The organism is Mycolicibacterium hodleri, from assembly GCF_025822245.1.
Lineage (GTDB): Bacteria > Actinomycetota > Actinomycetes > Mycobacteriales > Mycobacteriaceae > Mycobacterium > Mycobacterium hodleri.
Genome location: NZ_JACKTL010000036.1, coordinates 243024 through 266013 on the forward strand (window position 1 = coordinate 243024; position 22990 = coordinate 266013).

General features: G+C 69.2%; 18 protein-coding genes. 8 read left to right on the top strand and 10 right to left on the bottom strand.

Annotated features, from left to right (window positions below; all coding sequences use genetic code 11):
- Positions 1-30 precede the first annotated feature (30 nt).
- The 3 genes from H7J06_RS16650 to H7J06_RS16660 are packed head-to-tail and all read left to right on the top strand — an operon-like array spanning position 31 to position 3450.
- Positions 31-1062: an aldo/keto reductase gene (locus tag H7J06_RS16650; RefSeq protein WP_264040080.1), complete on the top strand. Its 1032-nt coding sequence runs from the start codon at positions 31-33 to the stop codon at positions 1060-1062.
- A gap of 1 nt (position 1063) precedes the next feature.
- The gene (locus H7J06_RS16655; protein ID WP_264040081.1) at positions 1064-2128 is read left to right on the top strand and encodes an LLM class flavin-dependent oxidoreductase; all 1065 of its coding nucleotides are present in this window, start codon (positions 1064-1066) and stop codon (positions 2126-2128) included.
- Positions 2125-3450 (top strand): NtaA/DmoA family FMN-dependent monooxygenase, encoded by a 1326-nt coding sequence (locus tag H7J06_RS16660; RefSeq protein ID WP_264040082.1) that lies wholly within the window; start codon positions 2125-2127, stop codon positions 3448-3450. Before H7J06_RS16655 ends, H7J06_RS16660 begins: the two co-directional genes overlap by 4 nt.
- Here H7J06_RS16660 and adhP read toward each other — a convergent pair.
- From adhP to H7J06_RS16690, 6 genes are all read right to left on the bottom strand, one after another.
- Entirely contained in the window at positions 3428-4495 is a 1068-nt protein-coding gene (gene adhP, locus H7J06_RS16665; protein ID WP_264040083.1) for an alcohol dehydrogenase AdhP, read from the bottom strand. The genes H7J06_RS16660 and adhP overlap by 23 nt on opposite strands.
- A 78-nt stretch (positions 4496-4573) precedes the next feature.
- Positions 4574-5101, bottom strand: coding sequence for a cytochrome b (locus H7J06_RS16670; protein ID WP_264040085.1), 528 nt, complete (start codon positions 5099-5101; stop codon positions 4574-4576).
- Positions 5098-6189: a catalase family peroxidase gene (locus H7J06_RS16675; RefSeq protein ID WP_264040086.1), complete on the bottom strand. Its 1092-nt coding sequence runs from the start codon at positions 6187-6189 to the stop codon at positions 5098-5100. Before H7J06_RS16675 ends, H7J06_RS16670 begins: the two co-directional genes overlap by 4 nt.
- Positions 6190-6270: 81 nt before the next feature.
- Complete coding sequence (locus tag H7J06_RS16680) at positions 6271-7290, bottom strand: Gfo/Idh/MocA family protein (RefSeq protein ID WP_264040087.1); 1020 nt, start codon at positions 7288-7290, stop codon at positions 6271-6273.
- Between the two features lie 23 nt (positions 7291-7313).
- Positions 7314-8219 (bottom strand): sugar phosphate isomerase/epimerase family protein, encoded by a 906-nt coding sequence (locus tag H7J06_RS16685; RefSeq protein ID WP_264040088.1) that lies wholly within the window; start codon positions 8217-8219, stop codon positions 7314-7316.
- Positions 8220-8266: 47 nt separating this feature from the next.
- On the bottom strand, positions 8267-9664 hold the full coding sequence (locus tag H7J06_RS16690; RefSeq protein WP_264040089.1) for a sugar porter family MFS transporter: 1398 nt from the start codon (positions 9662-9664) through the stop codon (positions 8267-8269).
- Between the two features lie 128 nt (positions 9665-9792).
- On the opposite strand from H7J06_RS16690, the gene H7J06_RS16695 reads away from it, so the two are divergent.
- Positions 9793-10791 (top strand): LacI family DNA-binding transcriptional regulator, encoded by a 999-nt coding sequence (locus tag H7J06_RS16695; protein WP_264040131.1) that lies wholly within the window; start codon positions 9793-9795, stop codon positions 10789-10791.
- Between the two features lie 126 nt (positions 10792-10917).
- Here H7J06_RS16695 and H7J06_RS16700 read toward each other — a convergent pair whose 3' ends face one another.
- The 3 genes from H7J06_RS16700 to H7J06_RS16710 form a co-directional block, all read right to left on the bottom strand.
- Positions 10918-11676 carry a YoaK family protein gene (locus tag H7J06_RS16700; protein ID WP_264040090.1) on the bottom strand — a complete coding sequence of 253 codons (759 nt, stop codon included), beginning with the start codon at positions 11674-11676 and terminating at the stop codon, positions 10918-10920.
- Between the two features lie 229 nt (positions 11677-11905).
- On the bottom strand, positions 11906-13504 hold the full coding sequence (locus tag H7J06_RS16705; protein ID WP_264040092.1) for an APC family permease: 1599 nt from the start codon (positions 13502-13504) through the stop codon (positions 11906-11908).
- Positions 13505-13721: 217 nt separating this feature from the next.
- On the bottom strand, positions 13722-14771 hold the full coding sequence (locus H7J06_RS16710) for an NAD(P)-dependent alcohol dehydrogenase (protein WP_264040093.1): 1050 nt from the start codon (positions 14769-14771) through the stop codon (positions 13722-13724).
- A 376-nt stretch (positions 14772-15147) separates the two neighbouring features.
- Here H7J06_RS16710 and H7J06_RS16715 point away from each other — a divergent pair, with 376 nt between their 5' ends.
- Genes H7J06_RS16715 through atzF form a run of 4 tightly spaced genes read left to right on the top strand, consistent with a single transcriptional unit; the run spans position 15148 to position 22122 of the window.
- The gene (locus tag H7J06_RS16715; protein ID WP_264040094.1) at positions 15148-16029 is read left to right on the top strand and encodes an urea amidolyase associated protein UAAP1; all 882 of its coding nucleotides are present in this window, start codon (positions 15148-15150) and stop codon (positions 16027-16029) included.
- Positions 16026-16685, top strand: coding sequence for an urea amidolyase associated protein UAAP2 (locus H7J06_RS16720; RefSeq protein WP_264040095.1), 660 nt, complete (start codon positions 16026-16028; stop codon positions 16683-16685). Before H7J06_RS16715 ends, H7J06_RS16720 begins: the two co-directional genes overlap by 4 nt.
- Entirely contained in the window at positions 16682-20344 is a 3663-nt protein-coding gene (uca, locus tag H7J06_RS16725) for an urea carboxylase (protein ID WP_264040096.1), read from the top strand. The genes H7J06_RS16720 and uca overlap by 4 nt, the downstream gene beginning before the upstream one ends.
- A complete protein-coding gene (gene atzF, locus H7J06_RS16730; protein ID WP_264040097.1) occupies positions 20341-22122 on the top strand; it encodes an allophanate hydrolase in 1782 nt (593 codons plus the stop codon). The genes uca and atzF overlap by 4 nt, the downstream gene beginning before the upstream one ends.
- Here atzF and H7J06_RS16735 read toward each other — a convergent pair.
- Entirely contained in the window at positions 22083-22781 is a 699-nt protein-coding gene (locus tag H7J06_RS16735; protein ID WP_264040099.1) for a TetR/AcrR family transcriptional regulator, read from the bottom strand. The genes atzF and H7J06_RS16735 overlap by 40 nt on opposite strands.
- Positions 22782-22990 lie beyond the last annotated feature (209 nt).

Consider the following 22990-nt stretch of genomic DNA (forward strand, 5'->3'; position numbering starts at 1 on the left):
CCAGACACCTACGGAAAGGCACCCGACCACATGTCCTTCGGAACCTTCGAAACCACGTACGCCGCGGCCGATGCCCGGTACGAGACCATCCCGTATCGGCGATCCGGCCGGTCGGGCCTGGACCTGCCGGCCTTCTCCTTCGGGTTGTGGCAGAAGTTCGGCACCGACTATCCGTTCGAGACGCAGCGCGAGATCATCCTGCATGCCTTCGATCTCGGCATCACGCATTTCGACAACGCCGACCGCTACGGTCCGCCGCACCGTGCCGCGCAGCAGAACTTCGGACGGGTGCTGGCGAAGGACCTCTCGAGGTACCGCGACGAGATCATCCTGTCCACCAAGGCCGGCGGCCCCATCGGGCCGAGCCCCTACCTGGTGGGCGGCTCCCGCAAGTCGCTGTTGACCTCGCTCGAGCACAGTCTGCGCGATCTCGGCACCGACTACGTCGACGTCTTCTACAGCCACCGACCCGATCCCTCCACGCCACTCGAGGAGACCGTCGGTGCGCTGGTTTCGGCCGTGGAGCAGGGCAAGGCGCTCTACGTCGGCATCTCGAACTACCAGCCCGATCGCACCCACCAGGCCGCGGTGCTGCTGGCCGACGCCGGCGTCCCCCTGCTGGTCCACCAGCCCCGCTACTCGATCTTCGACCGGAGCGTCGAACAGAACGGCCTGCTCGCCTTGGCGCGCGAGGACGGGTTCGGGCTCGTCGTGTATTCGCCTCTCGCGCAGGGCTTGTTGACCAACAAGTACCTGGACTCCATTCCCGACGACGCACGAGCGGTCAACAGCACGTTCCTCGCCCCCGACGTCATCACCGACACCTACCGTCAGCGAACCGCCGAACTCAACAAGGTCGCCGAGGCGCGGGGACAGTCCCTGGCCCAGCTCGCCCTGCAGTGGGTATTGCGCGACCCCACGGTGACCTCGGCGCTGGTGGGCGCAAGCTCGACGTGGCAGCTCGACCACAACGTCAAGGCGCTCGACTTCCCGCCGCTGACCGACGAGGAGTTGGCCCTCGTCGACGAGCACGGCGTGCACGGGACCGGGCTGAACCTCTGACATGACCAGCGTCGCGACCCACCGAATCGGAGCGGGCGTCGAGGACGGTCGCGCGTTCCGGTTGGGCTTCCTGCTTCACCTCGACCGAGACGTGCCGCCCGCCCAGGCCTACCGCGACGCAGTGGACCTTTTCGTCGCTGCAGAGGCCTTGGGGTATGACTCCGGATGGGTGATCCAACGCCACTTCCGGCAGGGAAACGAACACGTGTCCGCCCCGCTGGTGGTGTTGGCGTCGATTGCCGAGCGCAGCAGCAGGATTCGACTGGGGACGGGCGTTCTGGTGCTGCCGCTCGAGGATCCGCTCAAGGTGGCCGAGGACGCCGCGACGTTGGACGAGATCAGCGGTGGGCGCTTGGAGCTGGGCGTTGGCTCGGGTCCGTTCGCCGGGGCGTGGGAAGCGTTCGGAAAGGATCTGGGCGACAGACATCGCACCTTCGACGACTCGGTGGACCGTCTGCATCACGTCCTGAACGGCGGAGCCCTCAACCGAGCGGGGGAGGTCCTGCACCCACCGGGTAGTGGAGTCCGTCGGCGTCTCTGGCAGGCCATCTCGGCTGACCCGACGCAATCCCACCGGGCCGCCGAGCGGGTGGCGACAGCCGCGGACGGGCTGCAACTCTCGCGCGCCACCGCCTGGCAGAACGGCACGGTCGAGGAGGCGCAGATCCGGCAGGCCGACGTCATCGCCACCTACCGCGCCGCATGGTCGGATGCCTCGACGTCTCCACGCGTGCAAGTCTCCCGGGCGGTGTACCCCCACCCGGATCGGGCCGAAGCCGTTCGGCTGGTCACTCCCGGGGTGCGCCGCTGGCAGAGCTGGAGCACTCATGGCGACCCGAGGCGCACCGACACCGTCGAGGAGTACCTGGCCACCGATCACGCCCTTGTCGGACCCAGTGCGGCACTGGCCGACGAGCTCGCCGCCGATCCCGCCCTACGCAACGTCACGGACCTTCTCGTCAGCTTCGTCCCCGGAGTGCCCGACCACGCCGAACACCTTCGGCTGCTCGAGGACACGGCGCGTGACCTGGCCCCGCGCCTCGGATGGCGGCCAGCGATCCGATGACTGGCCTCCACCTGTTCGTCTCCCTGATGACGCCGGGGCATTTCCGCCACTCCTGGCGGCTGCCGCACGCCGATCCGCTCGCCCACGTCGACGTCGACCACTTCACCCGGCTCGCGAGGATCGCCGAGAAGGCGACGATCGACGGCGTGTTCCTGGGGGACGGGCCCGCATTGGGTAGTGAGATTGGTGAAGCGCCGGGGACGGGTTTGGATCCGCTCGTCCTGCTCGGCCATCTGGCGGCGACGACGACGAACATCGGCGTGGTGATCACGAGCTCGACGACGTACAACTCGCCGTACAACCTGGCCCGCCGGTTCCAGGCGCTCGATCACGTCACCAAGGGTCGTGCGGCGGTCAACATAGTGACCACCGGGACATCCTCTGCCGCAGCGAACTTCGGTCTGACCGCCCACCCCGACAAGGACACTCGGTACCGCAGGGCCTGGGAGTTCCTCGACGTGGTCACGCGATTGTGGGACAGCTGGGAGCCGGGTTGGCTCGTCGCGGACAAGGTGGCCGGCCGGTACGCCGACGCCTCGAAGGTTCGGGCCATCGATCACGACGGTGAGTTCTTCTCCGTCGCCGGACCTCTGCCCGTACCGCCGGGCCCGCAGGGACGTCCGGTGGTCGTGCAGGCCGGCGGATCCGAGGGCGGTTTGAGGTTGGCCGGGGAGTTCGCCGACGTCGTGTTCACCGCGGCCCAGACCAAGGCGAAGGCCGTGGCCTTCCGCGACGACATCCGACGGCGGGCCACTGCCGCCGGCCGGCAACCAGACGACGTCAAGGTGTCGCTGGGTGTGGTGGTGCTCGTCTCCGCGAGCGCGGCCGACGCCCACGCCCGCGCCGAGCAGCTCACGGCGACGCTGCCGATCGCGCGCCTCACCGATGACCTCCTCGTAAACCTCGGCCTCTCCACGGGTTCGTTCGGTCCGGATGATCCCATCTGCGCGTCCGACTTGCCGGATACGCCTGCGGGGCAGGCCTTCTCGACGGGGTTCAGTGCGGCGATCAGGGCGTTGATCGCGGAGGGTCCGCGCACACCGCGGGAACTCGTCGTCATGGCCGCCGGCGGCTCGGGGCATCGGCTGCTGGTGGGCTCGGCCGAGCAGGTCGCCGACGATCTGGAGTCGTGGTATCGAGCGGGCACGGCTGACGGGTTCACCATCATGCCTGCCGAGGCCGTCGTCGACGTGGAGAACTTCGCCACCCTCGTCGTCCCGCTCCTGCAGCAGCGAGGGCTGTTCCGTCGCGAGTACCCGGCGTCGACCCTGCGGGAGCGGCTCGGCTTGCCGTTGGCCGTCAGGGCGTCCGGTAGTCGATGACGACGCGGCCGTCGATCTGTCCGCGTTCCATGCGGCCGAACACGTCGTTGATCTCGTCGAGGCGCGCGCTGGCCACCGTCGGGTGGATCAGCCCGCGCGCGTAGAAGTCGAGCGCCTCGACCATGTCCTGGCGGGTGCCGACGATGGAGCCCCGGATCGTCAGGCCCTTGAGCACGATGTCGAAGATCGGCGCCGGAAAGTTGCCGGGCGGCAGCCCGTTGAACACGATGGTGCCGCCGCGGCGGGCCAAGCCGATCGCCTGCCCGAAGGCCTGCGGGTGCACGGCGGTGACCAGCACTCCGTGCACGCCTCCGGTGGCTTTCTGCACCTCGGCCACCACGTCGCTGGTGGCGGCGTTGACGACGACTTCGGCGCCGAAGCTGGTCGCCAGGGCGAGCTTGGCGTCGTCGACGTCGACGGCGACCACGCGCAGTCCCATCGCCCGTGCGTACTGCACGGCGATGTGGCCGAGCCCGCCGATGCCGGAGATCGCGACCCACTGGCCGGGCCGGGTGTCGGTCACCTTCAGGCCCTTGTAGACGGTCACGCCCGCGCACAGGATGGGTGCTATCTCCAGTGGGTCGACGCCGTCCGGGATCCGGGGGGCGTAGGCGGCGTTGACGAGCATGTAGCTGCCAAAGCTGCCGTTGACGCTGTAGCCGCCGTTCTGCTGGCTCTCACACAGTGTCTCCCAACCGGTGCGGCAGTATTCGCAGCTTCCGCACGCCGACCAGAGCCAGGCGTTGCCGACCTTGTCGCCGATCTTCAGGTCGTTCACGCCGTCGCCTTGGGCGACGACGCTGCCGTAGCCCTCGTGGCCGGGGATGAACGGGGGTGCCGGCTTGACCGGCCAATCCCCATGTGCGGCATGCAGATCGGTGTGACAGACGCCCGAGGTCTCCAGCTTCACCAGTGCCTCGCCGTACCCGGGCGTGGGTAGTTCGACGTCTCGAACCTCAAGCGGAGCACCAAATGTGGTGACCACCGCGGCGCGCATCACGTCGACGGTCCGCGGTGTGGTCGGTGAATCGAGCGTCTGAGTCATGATGCGAACCTATGTCGCCTGCGGGCGACGCCGATGGAGTCCAAAGACCCTTCTTCCCAACCGCGGTGACCGGAACTCCTAGTCCCGTCCGAACGTCATCCGGGACAGCATCCGGTCTCGCAGCGTCAGCGTGTGAAGCAGCACCGCGCTGACGTGAGCGATGATCACGACCACCAACAGGTACGCCAGTACCGAATGGGTCTGCCGTAGCGCGAAGAAGACGTCGGCGTCGGCGGGTGCGATGCGGGGCAGCCGGAACAGGCCGAACACCTCGACGGGTCGACTCTCCGCCGACACCATCGCCCAGCCGACGAGCGGCTGCGCCAGCAGCAGGGCGTACATCGACAGCTCGGAGCCGACGACGAGGGCGTGCTCGAACCCGCCGACCGTGTCCGGCAGGGGTGGAGTGCGATGGGTGAACCGGTTGGCCGCGCGGACCACGACGACCACCAGGATGACGACGCCCAGCGTCATGTGCACACCGACCAACGCCGCATAGGAGTCCAGCGAGTTCACCATCACGAACCCGACGAGCAGCGCAGAGAACACCAGCAGTGCGGTCAGCCAGTGCAGGAGGCGGGTCCGCAGCGGATAGCGGATGGTCATGACACCTCTCCCACCTGCACCGCGGACGCGGACTTGGGCTCGCCGGTGCGTGCCCGGTAGGACGCCGCGTACACCGACGAACGAGCGCTCAGCAGCGGATCGTCGGTCGGTTCGATGCCCGGCGGAAGGACCAGCGGGTCGAAGTTGACGTCGCGGGCGTTGCCCGGCGCCTCGGTCTCGGCACCGGTCAGAGTGAGCGTGCCGGCGTCGACGACCCGCCGCTCGGGCGGCCACGGCAGCGTCGCATCCGTCAGCGGGTCCGGCGGTTCGCCCACCACCAGGTGCAGTCGCCAGCTCAGTGGACCGGTCCGCAGTTGCCGCACCAACGCGTCGAACAGGCCGTCGTCACCCGCCGTCGACGGGAGGGCCGCCTGCAGTGGCGTGAACGACCATCGCACCGGGGTGCGCCGCCCGGCGGCGTCGACGACGTAGAACGCGTTGAGGCCGGAGAATGTGCTGTCGGCGAATCCCGGTGTCGGCGGGTGATTCTTGATGACGGCCATCGCGGCCGCGGTCTCGGGGTGCTTGGCCAGGAAGGCGGCCATTGCCGCCGGGTCGGGCTTGCCGGTGCCGGCGACGGTCGCCGAGGCCAGCAGCCGGTCGTAGAACCCGCGTGGCGAATTGTCGGGGAACACGGGCAGATTCAGCATCGCCGTGCGCCACTGGTCCGCCCCCGGCAGCCCGAAGGCCAGACCGAGACCACGCGCCGCCGACGGCGTGTCGGCCATGAACGGGTCCCCGCCGGACAGGGAGAACCGGCCCGTCACGGGGGTGCGCACCCGGCCGAAGACCGCCGCGGACGACAGCTCGGCGCCGTTGCCGTTGCCGTCGAAGTATCCGGTGACGGCCACGCCCTTGGCGTGATTCTTGCGAAAACCTGGGTGGTTGCCGAAGACGGCTCGGAACCCGTCGACGAAGGTCTGTCGGGTGAACGCACCGCCGCCGCCGACCCATCCGTTCGCGAACGCCACGGAGCCGAGGTCGACGGCGACGAAGGCGCCCACGGCGCCGAGGCCGATCAGAATCGACCGTCGGGACACCGGGGTCCCGCGCCAATTCAGCGCGGGGGTGGAGCGATCGCGTGCCATGCCCCCATCATGGGAGGGTGCGCCTCCGCTGTCCTCACCGGTAGCCTGCGCGCCGTCCCCCTGCTAGCAGGAATGCCCCGCTCAGGCTCCCGTGATCGACTCGCGCGAGACCATCTCCACCGCGACGGGTCGGCCCGACTCCAGCGAGGCGACACCCGCCGCGCACACCGCTGCCGCGGCGTAGCCGTCCCAGGCGCCCGGCCCGTCGACGTTCACCCCGGAGCGCACCGCGTCGACCCAGCGCTGGATCTCCACGTCGTAGGCCAGGCCGAAGCGTTCCTTGAAGCTTGGGGTGATCTGCCCGCCCCAGTGCCCCGGCGCGCTCTTGCGCAGCAGTCCGACGTCGAGGCCGATCATCGCACTGCCCAATTCGCCCACGACCTCGGTGCGGACCTCGTAGGCGACACCGGTGGTGACGAACACCTCGACGTCCACGTGCTTGCCCGTGGCGGTCGTGAAGATGGCGATCTGTGGGTCCTGAAGACCCTGCGGTGCACTGGGATTGGCGGCCGGCTTGATGATCTGAACCTGGGTGATCTCCTCGTCGAACAGGAAGCGCGTCACGTCGACCTCGTGAACGAGCGAGTCCTTGACGATCATGGAGCTGTCGAAGTTCGGTGGCACGACGGGGTTGCGGTGTGCGCAGTGCATGACCAGTGGCGTGCCGAGTTGGCCGTCGGCCAGCAGTGCCTTCAACGCCACGTACTCGGCGTCGAAGCGGCGCATGAAACCGACCTGGATCAACCGCTTGCCGAGCTCGGCCTCGCGCTTGACCACCTCCAGCGACGTCGCCACGTCGGTGGTCAGCGGCTTCTCGCACATCACCGGCTTGCCGTGCTCCAGGCAGGCGAGGAGTTGCTTCTCGTGGGTGGTGCCGGGGGTGGCGAGCACGACGGCGTCGACCTCGGCGTCGGCGATCGCGTCGAGCGGATCGGTGATCGCGCGGCAGCCGGGGATGGTCGCGGCAAGCTGCTCGGCCTTCTCGGTCACGTAGTCGTTGACGACGGTGACCCGGGCACCGGCGATCTTGGAACCGATGCGGGCGACGTGGTCGGCGCCCATCATTCCGACGCCGAGGACGGCAAGGCGTAGATCGGACATGCTGTGTGGACTCCTTGACTCGGTCAGCTGAAGCGAACGGACGGCACGCCGCACGACCCGAGATACTTCCGGGTGCGCTGCGCGATGGGTAGGGGTGCATCGACGGCGCAGGGGTACATGTCCTGCTCGACGATCGCGAACACGTCTATGCCGAGGCGCTCGACGGCCGCCAGCAGCGGCGGCATGTCGGGGATGCCCAGCGGTGGCTCGGTCATGGCGCCGAGTTTGACGGCCTCGCCGAACGGAAGGTCCTCGGCTTCGACCTTGGCGCGGACCACGGGGTCGACCTGCTTGAGGTGGAGGTAGCCGATGCGGTCGGGCGCGCGCTCGATGATGGCGATGTTGTCACCGCCGCAGTAGCTGATGTGGCCGGTGTCCAGGCACAGGTTCACGAACGCGCCGTCGGTGCCGTCGAGGAAGCGGTAGACGTTCTCTTCGGTGTCGACGTGGCTGTCGGCGTGCGGATGGTATTGCGCACGCACGCCGTACTTTTCGAACATGGCCTTGCCCAGCTCGTTCATGCCGGTGGTCTTCTTGGCCCACTGGTCGGTGGTCAGGTTGCGGTCCTCGAGCACGGCGCCGGTGGCCGGGTCGCGCCACATCTCGGGGATGACGACGACGTGCTTGCCCCCGACGGCCGCGGTGAGCTTGGCGACGTCCTCGATCTGGGCCCATACCGCATCCCAGGAATCGTCCTGGTGCAGGTGCTCGAACACCGTTCCGGCCGAGAGCTTCAGGTTGCGCCGAGCCAGTTCGTCGGCCAGCTTCTCGGGGTCGGTGGGGAGGTAACCGAAGGGCCCCAGTTCGATCCACTCGTAGCCCGAGGCGGCGACCTCGTCGAGGAAGCGGGTGTACGGGGTCTGCTCGGGGTCGTCGGGGAACCAGACGCCCCAGGAGTCGGGGGCCGAGCCGACCAGGATGTTGCTCATTGTCGCGTGAGTCCTTTCGTGGGGTCCATTCATGGGTGGTGACGACGTCAGGTCGACGTCACGAGGGTGCCCTCGGCTTCGAACCTGTCCTCTAGTTCCTCCAGCGTGGTGCCCTTGGTCTCCGGCACGCAGCGCCACACGAAGTACAGCGAGACGAGGTTGACGGCGACGAACAGTCCGAAGGTTCCCGTCGAACCGAACGTGGAGTTCAGCACCGGGAACAGAAACGAGATGGCCGCATTGGTGCACCACAGCACGAATACGGCGATGCCCATGGCGAATCCGCGGATTCTCATGGGGAAGATCTCCGAGAGCAGCAGCCAGACGCAGGTGCCGATGAACATCTGCACGAAGGCGACGAAGACGATCATGCAGCCGAGGATGACGTAGCTCCGCGTGGTGGACTCGGACAACAGGAACGTCAGTGCGAGCGCTGCCTGGGACGCGGCAACGCCGCTGAACCCGATCAGCAGCATGGTCCGGCGACCGATGTAACCGAGCAGGATGATGCCGATGACGGTGGTGACGACGGACGTGACGCCGACGGCGATGGTGGCGATGAGCGACGCGCTGACCCCGAGACCGCTCTGTTCGAGAATCGTTGGGGCGTAATAGTTCACCGTGTTGATTCCGGTGGCCTGCTGCACGATCGCCAGTCCGCAACCGATCAGCACGACTTTGCGAATCCAGGGCACGTCGCGGATGACCGTCCACGGGGTGCGGCTGCTCGTGGTCCGTTCGGCATGGGCGACGATGGCCTCGAACTCCGCGTCGGCTTCCCGCGAGTCCAGGCTGTAGCCCAGCACGGTTCTGGCCTCCTCGAATCGCCTCTTGAGGCCGTACCAGCGCGGCGAGTCCGGTAGGAAGAGCATGCCGACAAGGAGGGCGATGGCGGGAATCGACGCGACTGCCAACATGATTCGCCAGACGTGGGGGTCGTGAATCACGTGGTCCAGCAGCGCGTTGATGGCGAAGGCGAGCATCTGTCCGGTCACGATCATGAGCTCGTTGACGGTCACCATGCGACCGCGTCGGTCCGGCGGCGCCATCTCGGCCAGGTAGAGCGGGCAGGTGACCGATGCGGCGCCAACGCCGAAGCCGAGGACGATGCGCGCGACCACCATGATCTGGACCGAGGGTGCCAGTGCGCAACCGAGCGCGCCGACGAGGAAGATCGCGCCGCAGAGCAGCAGCATCCGCTTGCGTCCGATTCGGTCGGCGATCCGCCCGCCGAGGAGTGCACCCAGGGCCGCGCCGGGGAACAGCAGCGAGCTCACGACGGTCGCCTCACCGAACGAACTGAGGTCGAGGTCGTCCTTCATGTAGAGCAGGGCGCCGGAGATCACGCCGGTGTCGTAGCCGAACAGCAGGCCGCCAAGTGTGGCGACGACGGTCAGCTTGGTCAGGAATCGACCCGCCGATCGTCCCGTTTCCGTCGTCGCCACGGAGAGGCTCCCGTTCGTCTGGACTAAAGCGCGTTAGTAACGCGCGTGAGGTCTACTATGAACGCGACGACCGAGACGTGTCAAGCGTCACAGCGAGGGGACTGCCCGTGGCCACTCACCGCCCGACCATGGCCGACGTCGCCGTCCGTGCCGGGGTGTCGCGGACGTTGGTGTCGTTCGTCCTGAGCGGTAAACCCGGCGCCAGTGAGGAGACCCGTCGCCGGGTGCTCGAGGTCGCCGAGGAGATCGGGTACCGCCCGGACTCCGCCGCCCAACTCCTGGCCCGCGGCCGAAGTCGGACGATCGGCGTGCTGATGGACGTCCGGCAGCCGTTTCACGCGGAGATGGTCACCGACCTCTATCCGGCTGCCGAAGGCGTGGGATACGACGTGCTGCTGACGGCCAACTTGCCCGACCGTGACGAAACGGAGTCGATCGAGACGTTGATCAGCCATCGGTGTGGCGGCTTGATCCTCCTGGGTCCCACGTCGAACCGAGGTGCCCTGCAACGGATTGCGGAGCGTCTGCCCACCGTCGCGGTGGGAGGTGACGTGGCCGGCAAGCCACTGATCCGCGGCATGAGTTCGGTGCGCACCGCCGACGCCAAGGGGATCCGTCAGGCGGTGAACTACCTCGTCGAACTCGGGCACCGCGACATCGTCCACGTCGACGGCGGGGGCGGCTCGGGTTCGGCCGAGCGCCGACGCGCCTATCGCGCCGCGATGCGCAGCCACGGGCTCGAGGCCGCCTCACGGGTGATCGCCGGTGCCCACACCGAGGAGGCGGGCGCCCACGCCGCACGCACCATCCTCGACGAATCACGCCTTCCGACGGCGATATTGGCGAGCAACGACCGCTGCGCGCTCGGCCTGCTCGACGTGTTCACCCGGTCGGGGGTTCAGGTGCCGTCGGAGTTGTCACTGATCGGATTCGACGACAGCCGGCTCTCGGACTACCCGCTGATCGACCTGACGACGGTGCATCAGGACGCCTCGGGCATCGCCAAACATGCGGTGAGGTTGGCGGTCGGCATGATGGAAGACGAGAACGGTGACCTCCACGACGACGTCGTCCTCGAGCCCAAGCTGGTGGTGCGCGGCACCACCGGAAGACCGCGAGCACGGTGACCATCGGTCCGGTCGGGGGAGGACTGGCGATGGCCGGTGAACTCGACTGGCGAGTGGGCGCCTTCGCGGCGTCCAAACCCCGGCCGCGCCACGCACGTCGTACGGGCGGCGAAGGCATGAAAAAGCCTAACGGCGGCGTTGACCCGCTGGGATCACCACCGTGGACGGGGCGTCGGGCGCGGCGTCCGGTTGCGGCGCAGAGTCGTTGAGAACCAGCGGGCTGGCGGGCCGGAGCAGCGTCATGGTCAGGGCGATCGCCGCCAGGGCACCGGCGAGAGCCGCGGGAGCCAGGAACGCCGCCTCCCCGAAGTGGTGTTGCAGCACGCCGCCACAGACGGCGCCCGCCGTCAGGCCCGCCCACAGCGGGCCTTGAATCCAGAACGACGGCGCCGGCTTGTGCAGGAGGATGTTCGCGAGCCCGGCGCCGAATCTGATGACGGTGCCCGTCACGTAGGTCAGTGCCAGGCTGCGTCCCGCCTCGTCCTGCAGGGTCGCGTTTTGCAGGCCGAGGGCCAGCACGACGGGGTAGGCGTGCAGGGGCACGGCGTCGGGCCCCTGCGGCATGACGAGTCCCACGGTGAGCAGCAGGGCCGTGATGACGAGCAGGGTGGAGAGCCGCCACGGCCCGGACCACGCGGCGATCAGGGTGCCGAGAAAGGCGCCGAAGCAGAACAGCGCTATGACGGAGCCGAAGCGGGCCACGCCGACCCAGTCCAGGGAGCTGGCCGCCTCGCCGAACCGGGTGGTGTTGCCGCTCATGAACGACATGAACAGCTGGCCGTACTCGAGGAAGCCGATGGTGTCGGCCACACCGGCGACCACGGCGAGGCTGATGGCGAAGAAGGTTCTCGTCGTGTCGTCGGCCGGAAACGCCTTGCTTGCCATGGTGTCCTTTGGTCGAGACGTGCGGGCTCGCGCGTCGTCGCGCCGAGACGTCTGTAGCCGGTTCGGTGCGGGCGGAAACATCGCGCGGCGCCCGGTCGACAGACAGTGGCTGCCCGCCATGCCCCCGAAAGGGGTTGCGCACCAACGTTTGACGCCGACGGCAATTGTGGGTGACGCAGAGATCCCCGCACGCTGGGCGTGCGGGGATCTCGGTTCCGGCGGTGTCGGGTCAGGCGTCGCTGCGCTCGTGCGCGTCCTCCATGACCGTGCGGCCGATCTCCGCGTAGATCGTCGGCTTGGTGGTGCGCAGCCACACCGCGTAGCCGAGCCCGATCGCGAAGACCGCGAGGATCATGTACGGCGCGGCCTTGAAGACGTCGGACTTGGCCGCGAGGCCGGCCGCGAATTCGCGGTTGTCCCACAGCAGCCACACCACGTACAGCATCGCCAGACCGCCGACGAGCGGACACAGCAGTGTCGTGATCACGTTGCCGCGGTGAGTCTTCTTGACCCAGAAGAACCAGATGACCGCCGCCGAGCAGATCGCCTGCACCAGCAGGATCGCGGCGGTGCCGATCAACGCCAGCAGCCCGTAGACGTTGACGTAGGGCACCAGGGTGGGGGTGTCGACCGGCGTGCCGTCGGCGTCGGGCACCTGCACCGCGGTGAAGAACGCGAACGACAGCACGATCAGCAGCGTGATGACGCTCTGGATCGTCGACGCGATGTACGGCGACCCGTGCTTGGGGTGCGTGCCGCCGACGGTGGACTTGATTTTCTCGGACGGCACCTCGCGGCCCAGCGCGTAGAGATAACGCGACGCGGCGTTGTGGAAGGCCAGCGCGCACGCGAACGACCCGATGACCAGGAGTCCCTTGTAGACGTCGAGCAGGACGCCGCCGAGGTTGGTTTGAACGAGGTTGAAGAACAGGTCGAGAGGCGAAGCGCTGATGGAGGTTTCGACGGACGCCTTCGCGCCGTTGCCGGCGATCACCATGGCCGAGATGAACGTGTAGAACAAGCCAAGCCCGACGACCGCGATGATGGTCGCCCTCGGAATGATCTTCTTCGGGTTGCGCGACTCCTCGCCGTACACCGCGGTGGTCTCGAAGCCGACCCACGACCAGAACGCGAAGAACAGTCCGATGGCCATCGACCCGGCCGCCGCAGCGGTGCCGAACGCACCGGCGGGCAGGCTCTCGAAGGCGTTGTTGAGCAACACCGTTTGGTTCAGCATCAGGCCGTCGGGGCCGCCGCCGGAGAAGATCACCGAGAACGCGAGGGCGAGGAGGATGAGCACCTCGGCGGTGAGCGTGACGCCGAGAATCGCCGCGGTCAGGCTGATGTCGAAGTAGCACAACGCGGCGATGGCGACGATCGCGACGACGGCGATCGCCAGCCACGGAACGTCGACGTTGAAGATGGTCTTGAGGGCGTCGTTGGCAAAGTAGGCACAGCCGCCGATCAGCGAACCCTCGAACACCACGTAGGCGAACGTGGCGAGCATGCCGCTGGCCATGCCCCAGGTCTGGCCGAGGCCGTGGGAGATGAAGCCGTAGAACGCGCCGGTGGTGGTGATGTGGCGCGCCATCGCGACGTATCCGAGGGCGAACAGCGTCAGGATGATCGTCGCGAACAGGAAGCCGGCCGGGGCGCCAAGTCCGTTGCCAAATCCGACGGCGATGGGCACGTTGCCCGTCATCGCGGTGATCGGGGCGGCGTTGGCCACGGCCATGAAGATGACCGCGACGATGCCGATGGAACCCTTCTTCAGGCCGGTCGCCCGGGCGGCAGCCGGGTCGTCGGTAGTTGCGGATTCGGCACTCATATGGGCCTCCAAGCTTCGGATTCAGTGCACGAGTCGGGGCCGCCACGCTGCGGTCTGTTCCAGAGCGTCGCACCCGCATCCCGATCCGACAACTCGAATGGGCAACTTTGCGTAAAGGTCCCGTCGCGGAACTGACGCAGGCGTCGATCCGCCGATCACCCGGTAGCCGACGCAAAACGGCCCAGATCCCGGGGGATCTGGGCCGTCGTCGAGTTTGCTACAGCGTCGCGGTGTCGATCACGAAGCGGTACCGCACGTCGCTGGCGAGCACGCGCTCGTAGGCCTCGTTGACGTAATCGGCGCCGATGACCTCGATCTCGGGCGCAATGTCGTGCTCGGCGCAGAAGTCCAGCATCTCCTGGGTCTCGGGGATGCCTCCGATCATCGAACCGGACAGGCTGCGGCGCTGCGCACCGAGCGGGAAGAACGGAACCACCATCGGCTTCTCCGGCGCACCCACTTCCACCAGCGTGCCGTCGGTGGCCAGCAGGCCCATGTAGGCGGCGAGGTCGAGAGTCGCCGACACGGTGTTGACGATCAGGTCGAACTTGCCGGCCAGCTTGGTGAACGTGTCGGGGTCGCTGGTCGCGTAGTACTCGTCCGCGCCGAGTCGCAGGCCGTCCTCCATCTTCTTGAGGGACTGGCTCAAGACCGTCACCTCGGCGCCCATCGCGTGCGCGATCTTGACGCCCATGTGGCCGAGGCCGCCGAGTCCGACGATGGCGACCTTCTTGCCAGGTCCGGCGCCCCAGTGGTGCAGCGGGGAGAACAGGGTGATGCCGGCGCAGAGCAGGGGAGCGGCCTTGTCCAGGGGGATGCTGTCGGGGATCCGCAAGACGTAGTTCTCGTCGACGACGATGGCCTGGCTGTAGCCGCCGTACGTGGGAGTGCCGTCCTTGCCGGTGGCGTTGTAGGTGCCGACCATGCCGCCCTCGCCGGTGCAGTACTGCTGCAGACCGGCCTTGCAGTTGTCGCACTCACGGCAGGAGTCGACGAAGCAGCCGACGCCGACGTGGTCGCCGACCTTGTACTTGGTGACCTCGGAGCCGACCTCGGTGACGACGCCGGCGATTTCGTGGCCAGCGACGACCGGGTAGTTGGGCTCGCCCCACTCGGCCTTGACGGTGTGAATGTCGGAGTGACAGATGCCGGCGAACTTGATGTCGAATGCCACGTCGTGCGGGCCGACGTCGCGGCGCTCGATGGTGGTCTTGGTCAGCGGCTCGGTGGCCGAAGTGGCTGCGATCGCGGAAACGGTGGTGGTCATCTTCTCTGCGTACCCTCTTGTCGTCTTGTCAAGCATTCGTCGCCGCCTGTCGTGGCGGCGGCACCAAAATTTGGACGCGTCGTTGCGCCCCCAAGAATGCCAACCGGGGCCGTCGGTGGATTAATCCCCGCGCGGGCACGTCCCAGCTCGTGAGCGTCGCCACGGCGGATTCCCGGTCGTCGGCACTCACTTCGATCTAACCAGGTCGCCGGGATGACCAGCCACCCGTCACACGACGGACACGCGCGAAGCCTGTTGTTAACCGCCCGCCCGTCATCGGTTACACCGCGGCAACCACCGACGGCGCCCGGCCGAGAAAACTGTCACCTGACAGATATGTCGGGACCCACCGACGCCGAGAGCCCCTGGAGTAGCAGTGACCAGCCACGTGCGCGACGCGCCCCCTGCCGACCACCCGGACACCGCCACGACCGCGGGCGCCAAGGCACATGCGAGGGCTCAGCACGGACGGACCGCCGACGCCATGCGCCACGTCCCGGCGGTGAGCAGCCCGACGGCGCCCGACGGAGTATCGGCCGACAGCCTGGTGTGGTCGGAAACCGTTGCGCCCGGCGGATATACGACCGCGGTTCTGGCACGTGGCACGCGCATCCGGTTGACCGACGTCGACGGCGACGCGTGCGCGCACGTCCTGATCCACCGCGCGGACGGTCCGCACGAGCGCCTCAACGTCGCCGACACGGTGAAGGTGCCCTGGCAGGCCTACCTCGGAACGGGACATCCCTTGCTCAGCGGGTTCGGGCGGGTGCTCGCCACGGTCGTCGCCGACACCTCGGGGCACCACGACGCGCTCGCGGGCACCACCACTCGCGCCGGCAACGACGCGCGCTACGGCGCGGGGGCTCCCGAGTCCGCGTCACCGGCGGGGCGTGAGCTGTTGTTGCTCGCGGCCCTCAAGAACGGGCTCGGGACGCGTGACCTGCCGCCGTCACCGTCGTTCTTCAAGGGCGTGCGGGTGGGTTCGGACGGATCGCTCGAGTGGCAGGGTTCCGCGGGCGCCGGCGCGCACGTCGACCTGCTCTTGCACGTCGACGCCATCGTCTCCCTGGCGAACACGGCCCACCCGCTGGACCCACGTCCGGAGTTCACCTGCTCGGCCCTGCGGATGCACGCGTGGCCGGCCGTCGGCGACCTCGACCTCCTGGTGGCCGGTGACCTGGTGGGGCCGCTGCGCCCGGAGCACCGGCAAGCCGCCGCCAACACCGACGCCGACCTGATCGCCCGAGGAGTCCTGTGAACGCCCCGACCGCAGCGACCGACACCGCCCTCGTGCCGGGTGTCGTGGTGCTCGACGAAGAGGTCGGCGCGCGCGCCGCGTGGTCGGCGGTCGTCGCCGCCGGTGACGTGCTGACGATCGTCGACCTCGCAGGCAACCAGGCCGTCGACTGTCTGCTGTACTCCGCCGCGGACACCAGCGTCCGCTACAGCGCCTCGGAGACCATCGCGCGACAGGGTGGCATCGTGCTGACCACGGGATCGGTGCTGCGGGCCGACACCGGAGCCGCCTTGATGACCGTCGTCGGCGACGAGGTCGGCGTGCACGACACCCTCGGCGGCGCGTGCTCCAAGGAGTCGAACACGCTGCGCTACGGCCAGCACACCCGCGCCCAGCACGGCTGCATGGAGAACTTCCTGCTGGAGGGCTCCCGTCACGGGCTCGGCGCGAAAGACCTTGCCAGCAACATCAACTGGTTCATGAACGTGCCGGTGGACCCCGACGGTGCGCTCGGTATCGTCGACGGGCTGTCGGCACCGGGCAAGCGGGTCGCATTGCGCGCCGACGTCGACGTGCTGGTGCTGGTCTCGAACTGCCCGCAGGTCAACAACCCCTGCAACGCCTTCGATCCGACGCCGGTCCGCATGATCGTCACCCGGCCGGGTGAGGCGGCGTGACGCACAGCGTTCTGATCGCCAACCGCGGCGAGATCGCCGTCCGCCTGGTCCGCTCCGCACGGCTGCTCGGCCTGCGCACGATCGCGGTGTTCTCCGACGCCGATCGGGGTGCGCCCCACGTCCGCCTCGCCGACGATGCCGTCCGGCTGGGGCCCGCGGCGCCAAGTGAGAGTTACCTCCGCGCCGACGCGCTCGTCGCCGCGGCGACGGCGACCGGTGCCGACATGATCCATCCCGGCTACGGATTCCTTTCCGAGGACGCCGATTTCGCGTCGGCAGTCGAGGCGGCCGGGATGGCCTTCGTCGGTCCGACGCCGCATCACCTGCGCATCTTCGGCACCAAGCACACCGCCCGGGCCGCGGCGCGTGCCGCCGGCGTCCCCGTGTTCCCCGGCTCGGAGCTGCTCGACGACGCCGCGGCGGCCCACACGGCAGCGGCCGAGATCGGCTATCCCGTGATGCTGAAGGCGACCGGCGGCGGTGGCGGGATCGGCATGCAGGTCTGCCGTGACGCCGCCGAGCTCAGGGCGGCCTTCGACCGCGTGTCCCGGTTGGCCGCGCGCAGCTTCGGCGCCGCCGGGGTGTTCGTTGAACGCTTCGTCGACGACGCCCGCCACGTCGAGGTCCAGATCTTCGGCGACGGTGCCGGCCGCGTGGTCTCCCTCGGTGACCGGGACTGCTCGCTGCAGCGCCGCAACCAGAAGGTGATCGAAGAGGCGCCCGCTCCCGCACTGCCGGAAACGGTTCGCGCCCAGCTGCATTCGTCGTCCCGCGCATTGGCTGCCTCGGTGGGCTATCGGTCAGCGGGCACGGTCGAGTTCGTCTACGACCCGCGCCGCGAAGAGGCATCCTTCCTGGAAGTCAACGCGCGTCTGCAGGTCGAGCACCCCGTGACCGAGGCGGTCACCGGCGTCGACCTGGCGGCGTGGATGTTCCGGCTCGCCCGCGGGGAAGTCGACGTGCTGGCGCCACACCTCGAGGCCGGCACGAACGCCGGGTCCGTCCCGGTGCGCGGTCACGCGGTCGAGGCGCGGGTGTACGCCGAAGACCCCTCCCGCGACTACCGCCCGAGCACCGGAACCCTGGTGGCCGTGCACTTTCCCGACGCCGTGGCCGGTGACCCCGCGCCGCGCGTCGACGCGTGGGTCGAGACGGGCACCGAGGTCACGGCGTCCTACGACCCGTTGCTGGCCAAGGTGATCGCCGCCGGCGTCGACCGCGACCAGGCCCTCGACCGGCTCGGTCGCGCACTCGACGCCACCGTCCTGCAGGGCATCGAGGTCAACGTCGGACTGCTTCGCGCGGCGCTGACCCTCGACGACGTGCGGGCTGCCCGGCACCACACCGGCACCCTCGCCGGCGTCGTCGACCCGCGGCCGCGCATCACCGTCGACGTCGCCGGACTGTCGACCACGGTGCAGGACCTGCCGGGCCGGGTCGGTCTGTGGAGCGTCGGCGTCCCCCCGAGCGGGCCGATGGACGACCTGTCGTTCCGGCTCGGCAACCGGGCGCTCGGAAACGCCGAGGGCGCACCGGGTTTGGAGTGCACCGCCTCGGGGCCCACGCTGCGCGTGACGCATCCGACGACCTTCTGCGTCACCGGGGCGGACTGCCAGGTGACGGTCGACGGCGTGCGCGTACCGATGTGGGAGCCGGTCGTCGTGCCCGCCGACGGGGTCCTCGCGATCGGTGCGGCCGAGACCGCCGGGCTGCGCACCTACGTCCTCGTCGACGGCGGGTTCGACGTACCGGCCTATCTGGGGAGTGCGTCCACGTTCACCCTCGGGCGCTTCGGCGGCCACGGTGGCCGACCCCTGGTGGTCGGCGACGTGCTGCGGGCGACGCCGGTCGCCTCGACCGATCCGAAGGGCGCAGTCCCGCAGCACCTTCGGCCGTCGATGCCGTCGCAGTGGGAGCTGGCGGTCACCGAGGGCCCGCACGGCGCCCCGGAGTTCTTCACCCGCGAGGACGTGGACACGCTGTACTCGGCTGACTACGTCGTGCACTTCAACTCGGCCCGCACCGGGGTGCGGCTGGAGGGACCGCGCCCGAAGTGGGCCCGCCCCGACGGCGGCGAGGCGGGACTACACCCCTCCAACATCCACGACACCGCCTACTCGGTCGGCGCCCTCGACTTCACCGGCGACACCCCGATCCTGCTGGGCCCCGACGGTCCCAGCCTCGGTGGCTTCGTGTGTCCGGTCACGGTCGTGGCCGGCGACCGATGGAAGCTCGGGCAGCTGCGGCCGGGGGACACGGTCCGGTTCGTTCCGATCCGGGCGGTCGACGCGCCGTCCCGATCGGAGGTGGGCCCCGCGCGCATGGCCGCGAGCGTCTCCGTCCGGCGAACCGGCCGCGACGGTGACGACGGCGTGCTGAGCCGCCGCGACGGTGGGGACGCGCCCGCGGTCACCTATCGCCGCAGCGGCGACGACAACGTGCTGGTCGAATACGGTGACATGGTGCTCGATCTCGCGCTGCGGGCCAGGGTGCACGCGCTCGAGGAGCGGCTCGAATCCAGTTCCGTCCCCGGCATTCTCGACCTCACACCGGGAATCAGATCCCTTCAGGTCCACCTGGATCCGGACGTTCTGCCGGTCGACCGGCTCTTGGGCCTGCTCGCCGAACTCGAGGACGACCTGCCCGCCACGTCGGAACTGGTGGTGCCGAGCCGGTCGGTGCGGCTGCCGCTGAGCTGGGACGACCCGGCGACCCGGGAAGCAATCGCGCGCTACACCTCCGGGGTGCGCGACGACGCCCCGTGGTGTCCGTCCAACATCGAATTCATCCGCAGGATCAACGGTCTGGCGAGCCAGGACGACGTCATGGCGACGGTGTTCTCGGCGGAGTACCTGACCCTGGGCCTCGGCGACGTCTACCTCGGGGCGCCCGTCGCCACGCCGCTGGATCCGCGGCACCGGCTGGTGACCACCAAGTACAACCCGGCCCGTACCTGGACCGCGGAGAACTCGGTCGGCATCGGCGGCGCCTATCTGTGCATCTACGGCATGGAGGGTCCCGGCGGATATCAGTTCGTCGGCAGGACCACCCAGGTGTGGAGCCGCTACCGGCAGACGCCGCCCTTCGAACCGGGTAGCCCGTGGCTGCTGCGGTTCTTCGACCGCATCTCCTGGTACCCCGTCACGGCCGAGGAACTGTTCGACCTGCGGGCGGACATGGCCGCGGGCCGGGGATCGGTCGACATCACCGACGGCACGTTCTCACTCGCCGAACACGAGCGATTCCTCGCGGCCAACGCCGACTCGATCGCCGAGTTCCGCGCCGTCCAGGCCACGGCCTTCGCCGCCGAACGAGCCGCGTGGACGGCGGCGGGGGAGTTCGACCGGGCGGAGCGGGCCGAGTCCCGGGTCGCGATCACGTCGACCGACCTGGTCCTGCACGACGACGAACGGCGGGTGGACGCGCCGTTCTCGTCGAGCGTATGGAAGGTCGACGTCGCCGTCGGCGACCGCGTGGTGGCCGGGCAGGCGCTGCTCGCGCTGGAGGCGATGAAGATGGAGACCGTGTTGACCGCACCGGCGGACGGCGTCGTGACGCGGGTGCTGGTCGAGGCGGGCAACCAGGTCGACCCGGGCACTCCGCTCGTCGTCGTCGGGGACCAATCGCGTGAACGCAGGGTGACGGGAGTGCCAGCATGAGTGCAGCGAGAAGCGAAGCGGGATCGCGCATTAGTGCAGTGGAAAGGGTGCGGGCGACCTACGCCGCGATCGAGGCGGCCGAACGGCCGGAGGTGTGGATCTTCCTGCGCGCCAAGGCCGATGCCCTGGCCGACGCCGAAGCCGTCGACGCGGCCGTCCGCACCGGCGCCGACCTTCCGCTCGCCGGGCTGACCGCCGCGGTCAAGAACAACGTCGACGTGGCGGGCCTGGCGACCACCGCCGGCTGCCCGTCGTTCGCGACGAGCCCCGCGGCCGACGACGCCGTCGTCGTCGCCAGGTTGCGTGCCGCGGGCGCGGTGGTGATCGGCGCGACGAACCTCGACCAGTTCGCCACCGGTCTGGTGGGGACGCGCAGTCCCCATGGCGCCGTGCGGGATTCGCGGCGCCCCGACCACATCTCGGGTGGGTCGAGCTCGGGATCCGCCGTCGCGGTCGCCCTGGGCCTGGTCGACGTGTCCCTCGGTACCGACACCGCCGGGTCGGGTCGCGTGCCCGCCGCGCTGCAGGGCATCGTGGGCATCAAGCCGACCTACGGCGTCGTGCCGACCGACGGAGTCGTCCCCGCGTGCCGGTCCTACGACTGCGTGACGGTGTTCGCGCGCGACCTCGACACCGCGGACGCCGCGATGGGCGTCATCGCCGGCGCGGCACGCCCGTTCCCGCCCGACGCGCCGCTGGCGGCACCGGAGATCCCGACGGTCGCCGTACCCCGCGAACTCCCCGGGCTGTCGGCGCCGTGGCGAGAGGCGTTCCTCGCGGCCCGGGCCCGACTCGAGGCGCACGGTGCGGTGATTCGGGAGATCGACCTGACGGACTTCCTCGCCGCCGCGCGACTGCTGTACGACGGCGGCCTGGTCGCCGAACGCCATGACGCCGTCGGCGAGTTCGTCGACGCCCATCGGTCGCAGGTGGATCCGACCGTCGGGGCCATCGTCACAGCCGCGGGCACCGTGTCGGCGACCCAGCTGCTCGGGGATCGCCGCCGCCTCGCCGAGCTCACCGAGGCCGCGTCGACGACGCTGGGCGACTGCGACGCACTCCTGATCCCCACGACCACCGAACATCCCACCATCGCCGAGGTCGGCGCGGACCCGGTCGGCGTCAACTCCCGGCTGGGGACCTACACCAACTTCTGCAACCTGATGGACATGTGCGCCGTCGCGGTGCCGTCCGGCACCGCGGGCGACGACCAGTTCGGCGTGTCGGTGATCGCGAGATCGGGTGCCGATGCGGTCGCCCTCGACGTCGCCCGGCTGGTCGTGTCACCGACGCCCTCCGTCGCGCTGCCCGGTGCGACGTCGACCGCGGGCACGTCGATCCACCGCCCGTGGCCGACGTTCGCCGGCGCCGACGCGACGACCCTGATGGTGGTCGGCGCCCATCTTCGCGGGCAGCCGTTGGCCTTTCAGCTCGAGGATCGGGGCGCCCGGTGGTTGGGGCCTGCCCTGACCGCGCCGGTGTACCGACTGGCGCGCCTCGACACCACTCCGCCGAAACCCGGTTTGGTGCGGGTCGGCGCCGACGACGGCGCCCCCATCGGCGGTGAGCTGTGGCTGGTCGGCACGGCGATGCTCGGCGACTTCCTGGCCGCCCTCCCGGCGCCGATGTCGCTGGGCCGGGTCACGTTGTCCGACGGCACCGAGGTCGTCGGCTTCGGCTGTGCGCTCGAGGCGTGGCGGGCCGGTGAGGACATCACCCACCACGGCGACTGGCCGACCTACCTGAGCAGCGTCTCGGCCGGTTCCACGCTGGTGTAGCGCTCGATCAGCTCGTGGGTGCGCTCGCGTTGGGCGAGCGTGCCGCCGTCGGAGACCCCGAGGACGCGCAGGCACGCGTCGGCCACGTGGATCGGCAGTTCGGCGCGTTCGTCGCCTGGCGGCACCGACCACATGTTGACCAGCGACTCGACCAGCCGGAACGGCAGGTCGGCGGCGGCGACGTGCACCCCGGTCGCGGCGATGACGGCCTGGCTCAACGCCAGGTAGTGCAGTCGCAGGCGTTCCCGGTCAGACCAGAACGATTCGAGTCCGGCCCCCCGGAGTTCGGGCAGCAGGTACAGGGCGCCGAGGTTCCAGCGGCCGGCGAGCAGTTGCCCGCCGTCGAAGGCGGCCAGGGCGTGCAGATGTTCCTGCGCGCTCAGGGCCGGCTCGGCGCCGAGCAGGCTCGGGATGAACGCCAGTGTGGGGCTGACGGTTTGGCCGAGCAAGGCGCAGAGAATGTCGTCCTTGGTCTTGAAGTAGTGGTAGAGCGAGGCTTGGCGGATGCCCACCGACTCGGCGATGGACCGCGTCGAGGTGGCGGTGTACCCCAGCGTGGTGAACAGTTCACCTGCGGCGTCGAGGATCTCGTCACGCGCGGTGACGCCGGGACGCTTCTGGTCGTGGTGTCGGGGGCGACCGGCCCTGGCGAGCGGCATGACTTCATCGTGGACCACGAGGGACCGAAAATGGTCATGTCCCCATGTTTCTGTCACACGACAGAAACGCGCGACACCCATCGGTTACCTAAGCCGCCGTTTGGTTACGCCAGCGACACCCATGGCGGCGACGCGGCCGGAAAACTGTCAGTTGACAGGCGAGCGGCCCATGGACGTGCCGCTGTCCCGCCGACCTCGACACCTACTGG

Excerpts from the sequence above, each read along its gene's own strand:
- H7J06_RS16685 (WP_264040088.1), bottom strand. The coding sequence starts at position 8,219 with ATGAGCAACATCCTGGTCGGCTCGGCCCCCGACTCCTGGGGCGTCTGG.
- H7J06_RS16695 (WP_264040131.1), top strand. The coding sequence starts at position 9,793 with ATGGCCGACGTCGCCGTCCGTGCCGGGGTGTCGCGGACGTTGGTGTCG.
- H7J06_RS16655 (WP_264040081.1), top strand. The coding sequence starts at position 1,064 with ATGACCAGCGTCGCGACCCACCGAATCGGAGCGGGCGTCGAGGACGGT.
- H7J06_RS16660 (WP_264040082.1), top strand. The coding sequence starts at position 2,125 with ATGACTGGCCTCCACCTGTTCGTCTCCCTGATGACGCCGGGGCATTTC.
- H7J06_RS16735 (WP_264040099.1), bottom strand. The coding sequence starts at position 22,781 with ATGCCGCTCGCCAGGGCCGGTCGCCCCCGACACCACGACCAGAAGCGT.
- H7J06_RS16680 (WP_264040087.1), bottom strand. The coding sequence starts at position 7,290 with ATGTCCGATCTACGCCTTGCCGTCCTCGGCGTCGGAATGATGGGCGCC.
- H7J06_RS16675 (WP_264040086.1), bottom strand. The coding sequence starts at position 6,189 with ATGGCACGCGATCGCTCCACCCCCGCGCTGAATTGGCGCGGGACCCCG.
- atzF (WP_264040097.1), top strand. The coding sequence starts at position 20,341 with ATGAGTGCAGCGAGAAGCGAAGCGGGATCGCGCATTAGTGCAGTGGAA.
- H7J06_RS16670 (WP_264040085.1), bottom strand. The coding sequence starts at position 5,101 with ATGACCATCCGCTATCCGCTGCGGACCCGCCTCCTGCACTGGCTGACC.
- adhP (WP_264040083.1), bottom strand. The coding sequence starts at position 4,495 with ATGACTCAGACGCTCGATTCACCGACCACACCGCGGACCGTCGACGTG.
- H7J06_RS16650 (WP_264040080.1), top strand. The coding sequence starts at position 31 with ATGTCCTTCGGAACCTTCGAAACCACGTACGCCGCGGCCGATGCCCGG.
- H7J06_RS16700 (WP_264040090.1), bottom strand. The coding sequence starts at position 11,676 with ATGGCAAGCAAGGCGTTTCCGGCCGACGACACGACGAGAACCTTCTTC.
- H7J06_RS16705 (WP_264040092.1), bottom strand. The coding sequence starts at position 13,504 with ATGAGTGCCGAATCCGCAACTACCGACGACCCGGCTGCCGCCCGGGCG.
- H7J06_RS16710 (WP_264040093.1), bottom strand. The coding sequence starts at position 14,771 with ATGACCACCACCGTTTCCGCGATCGCAGCCACTTCGGCCACCGAGCCG.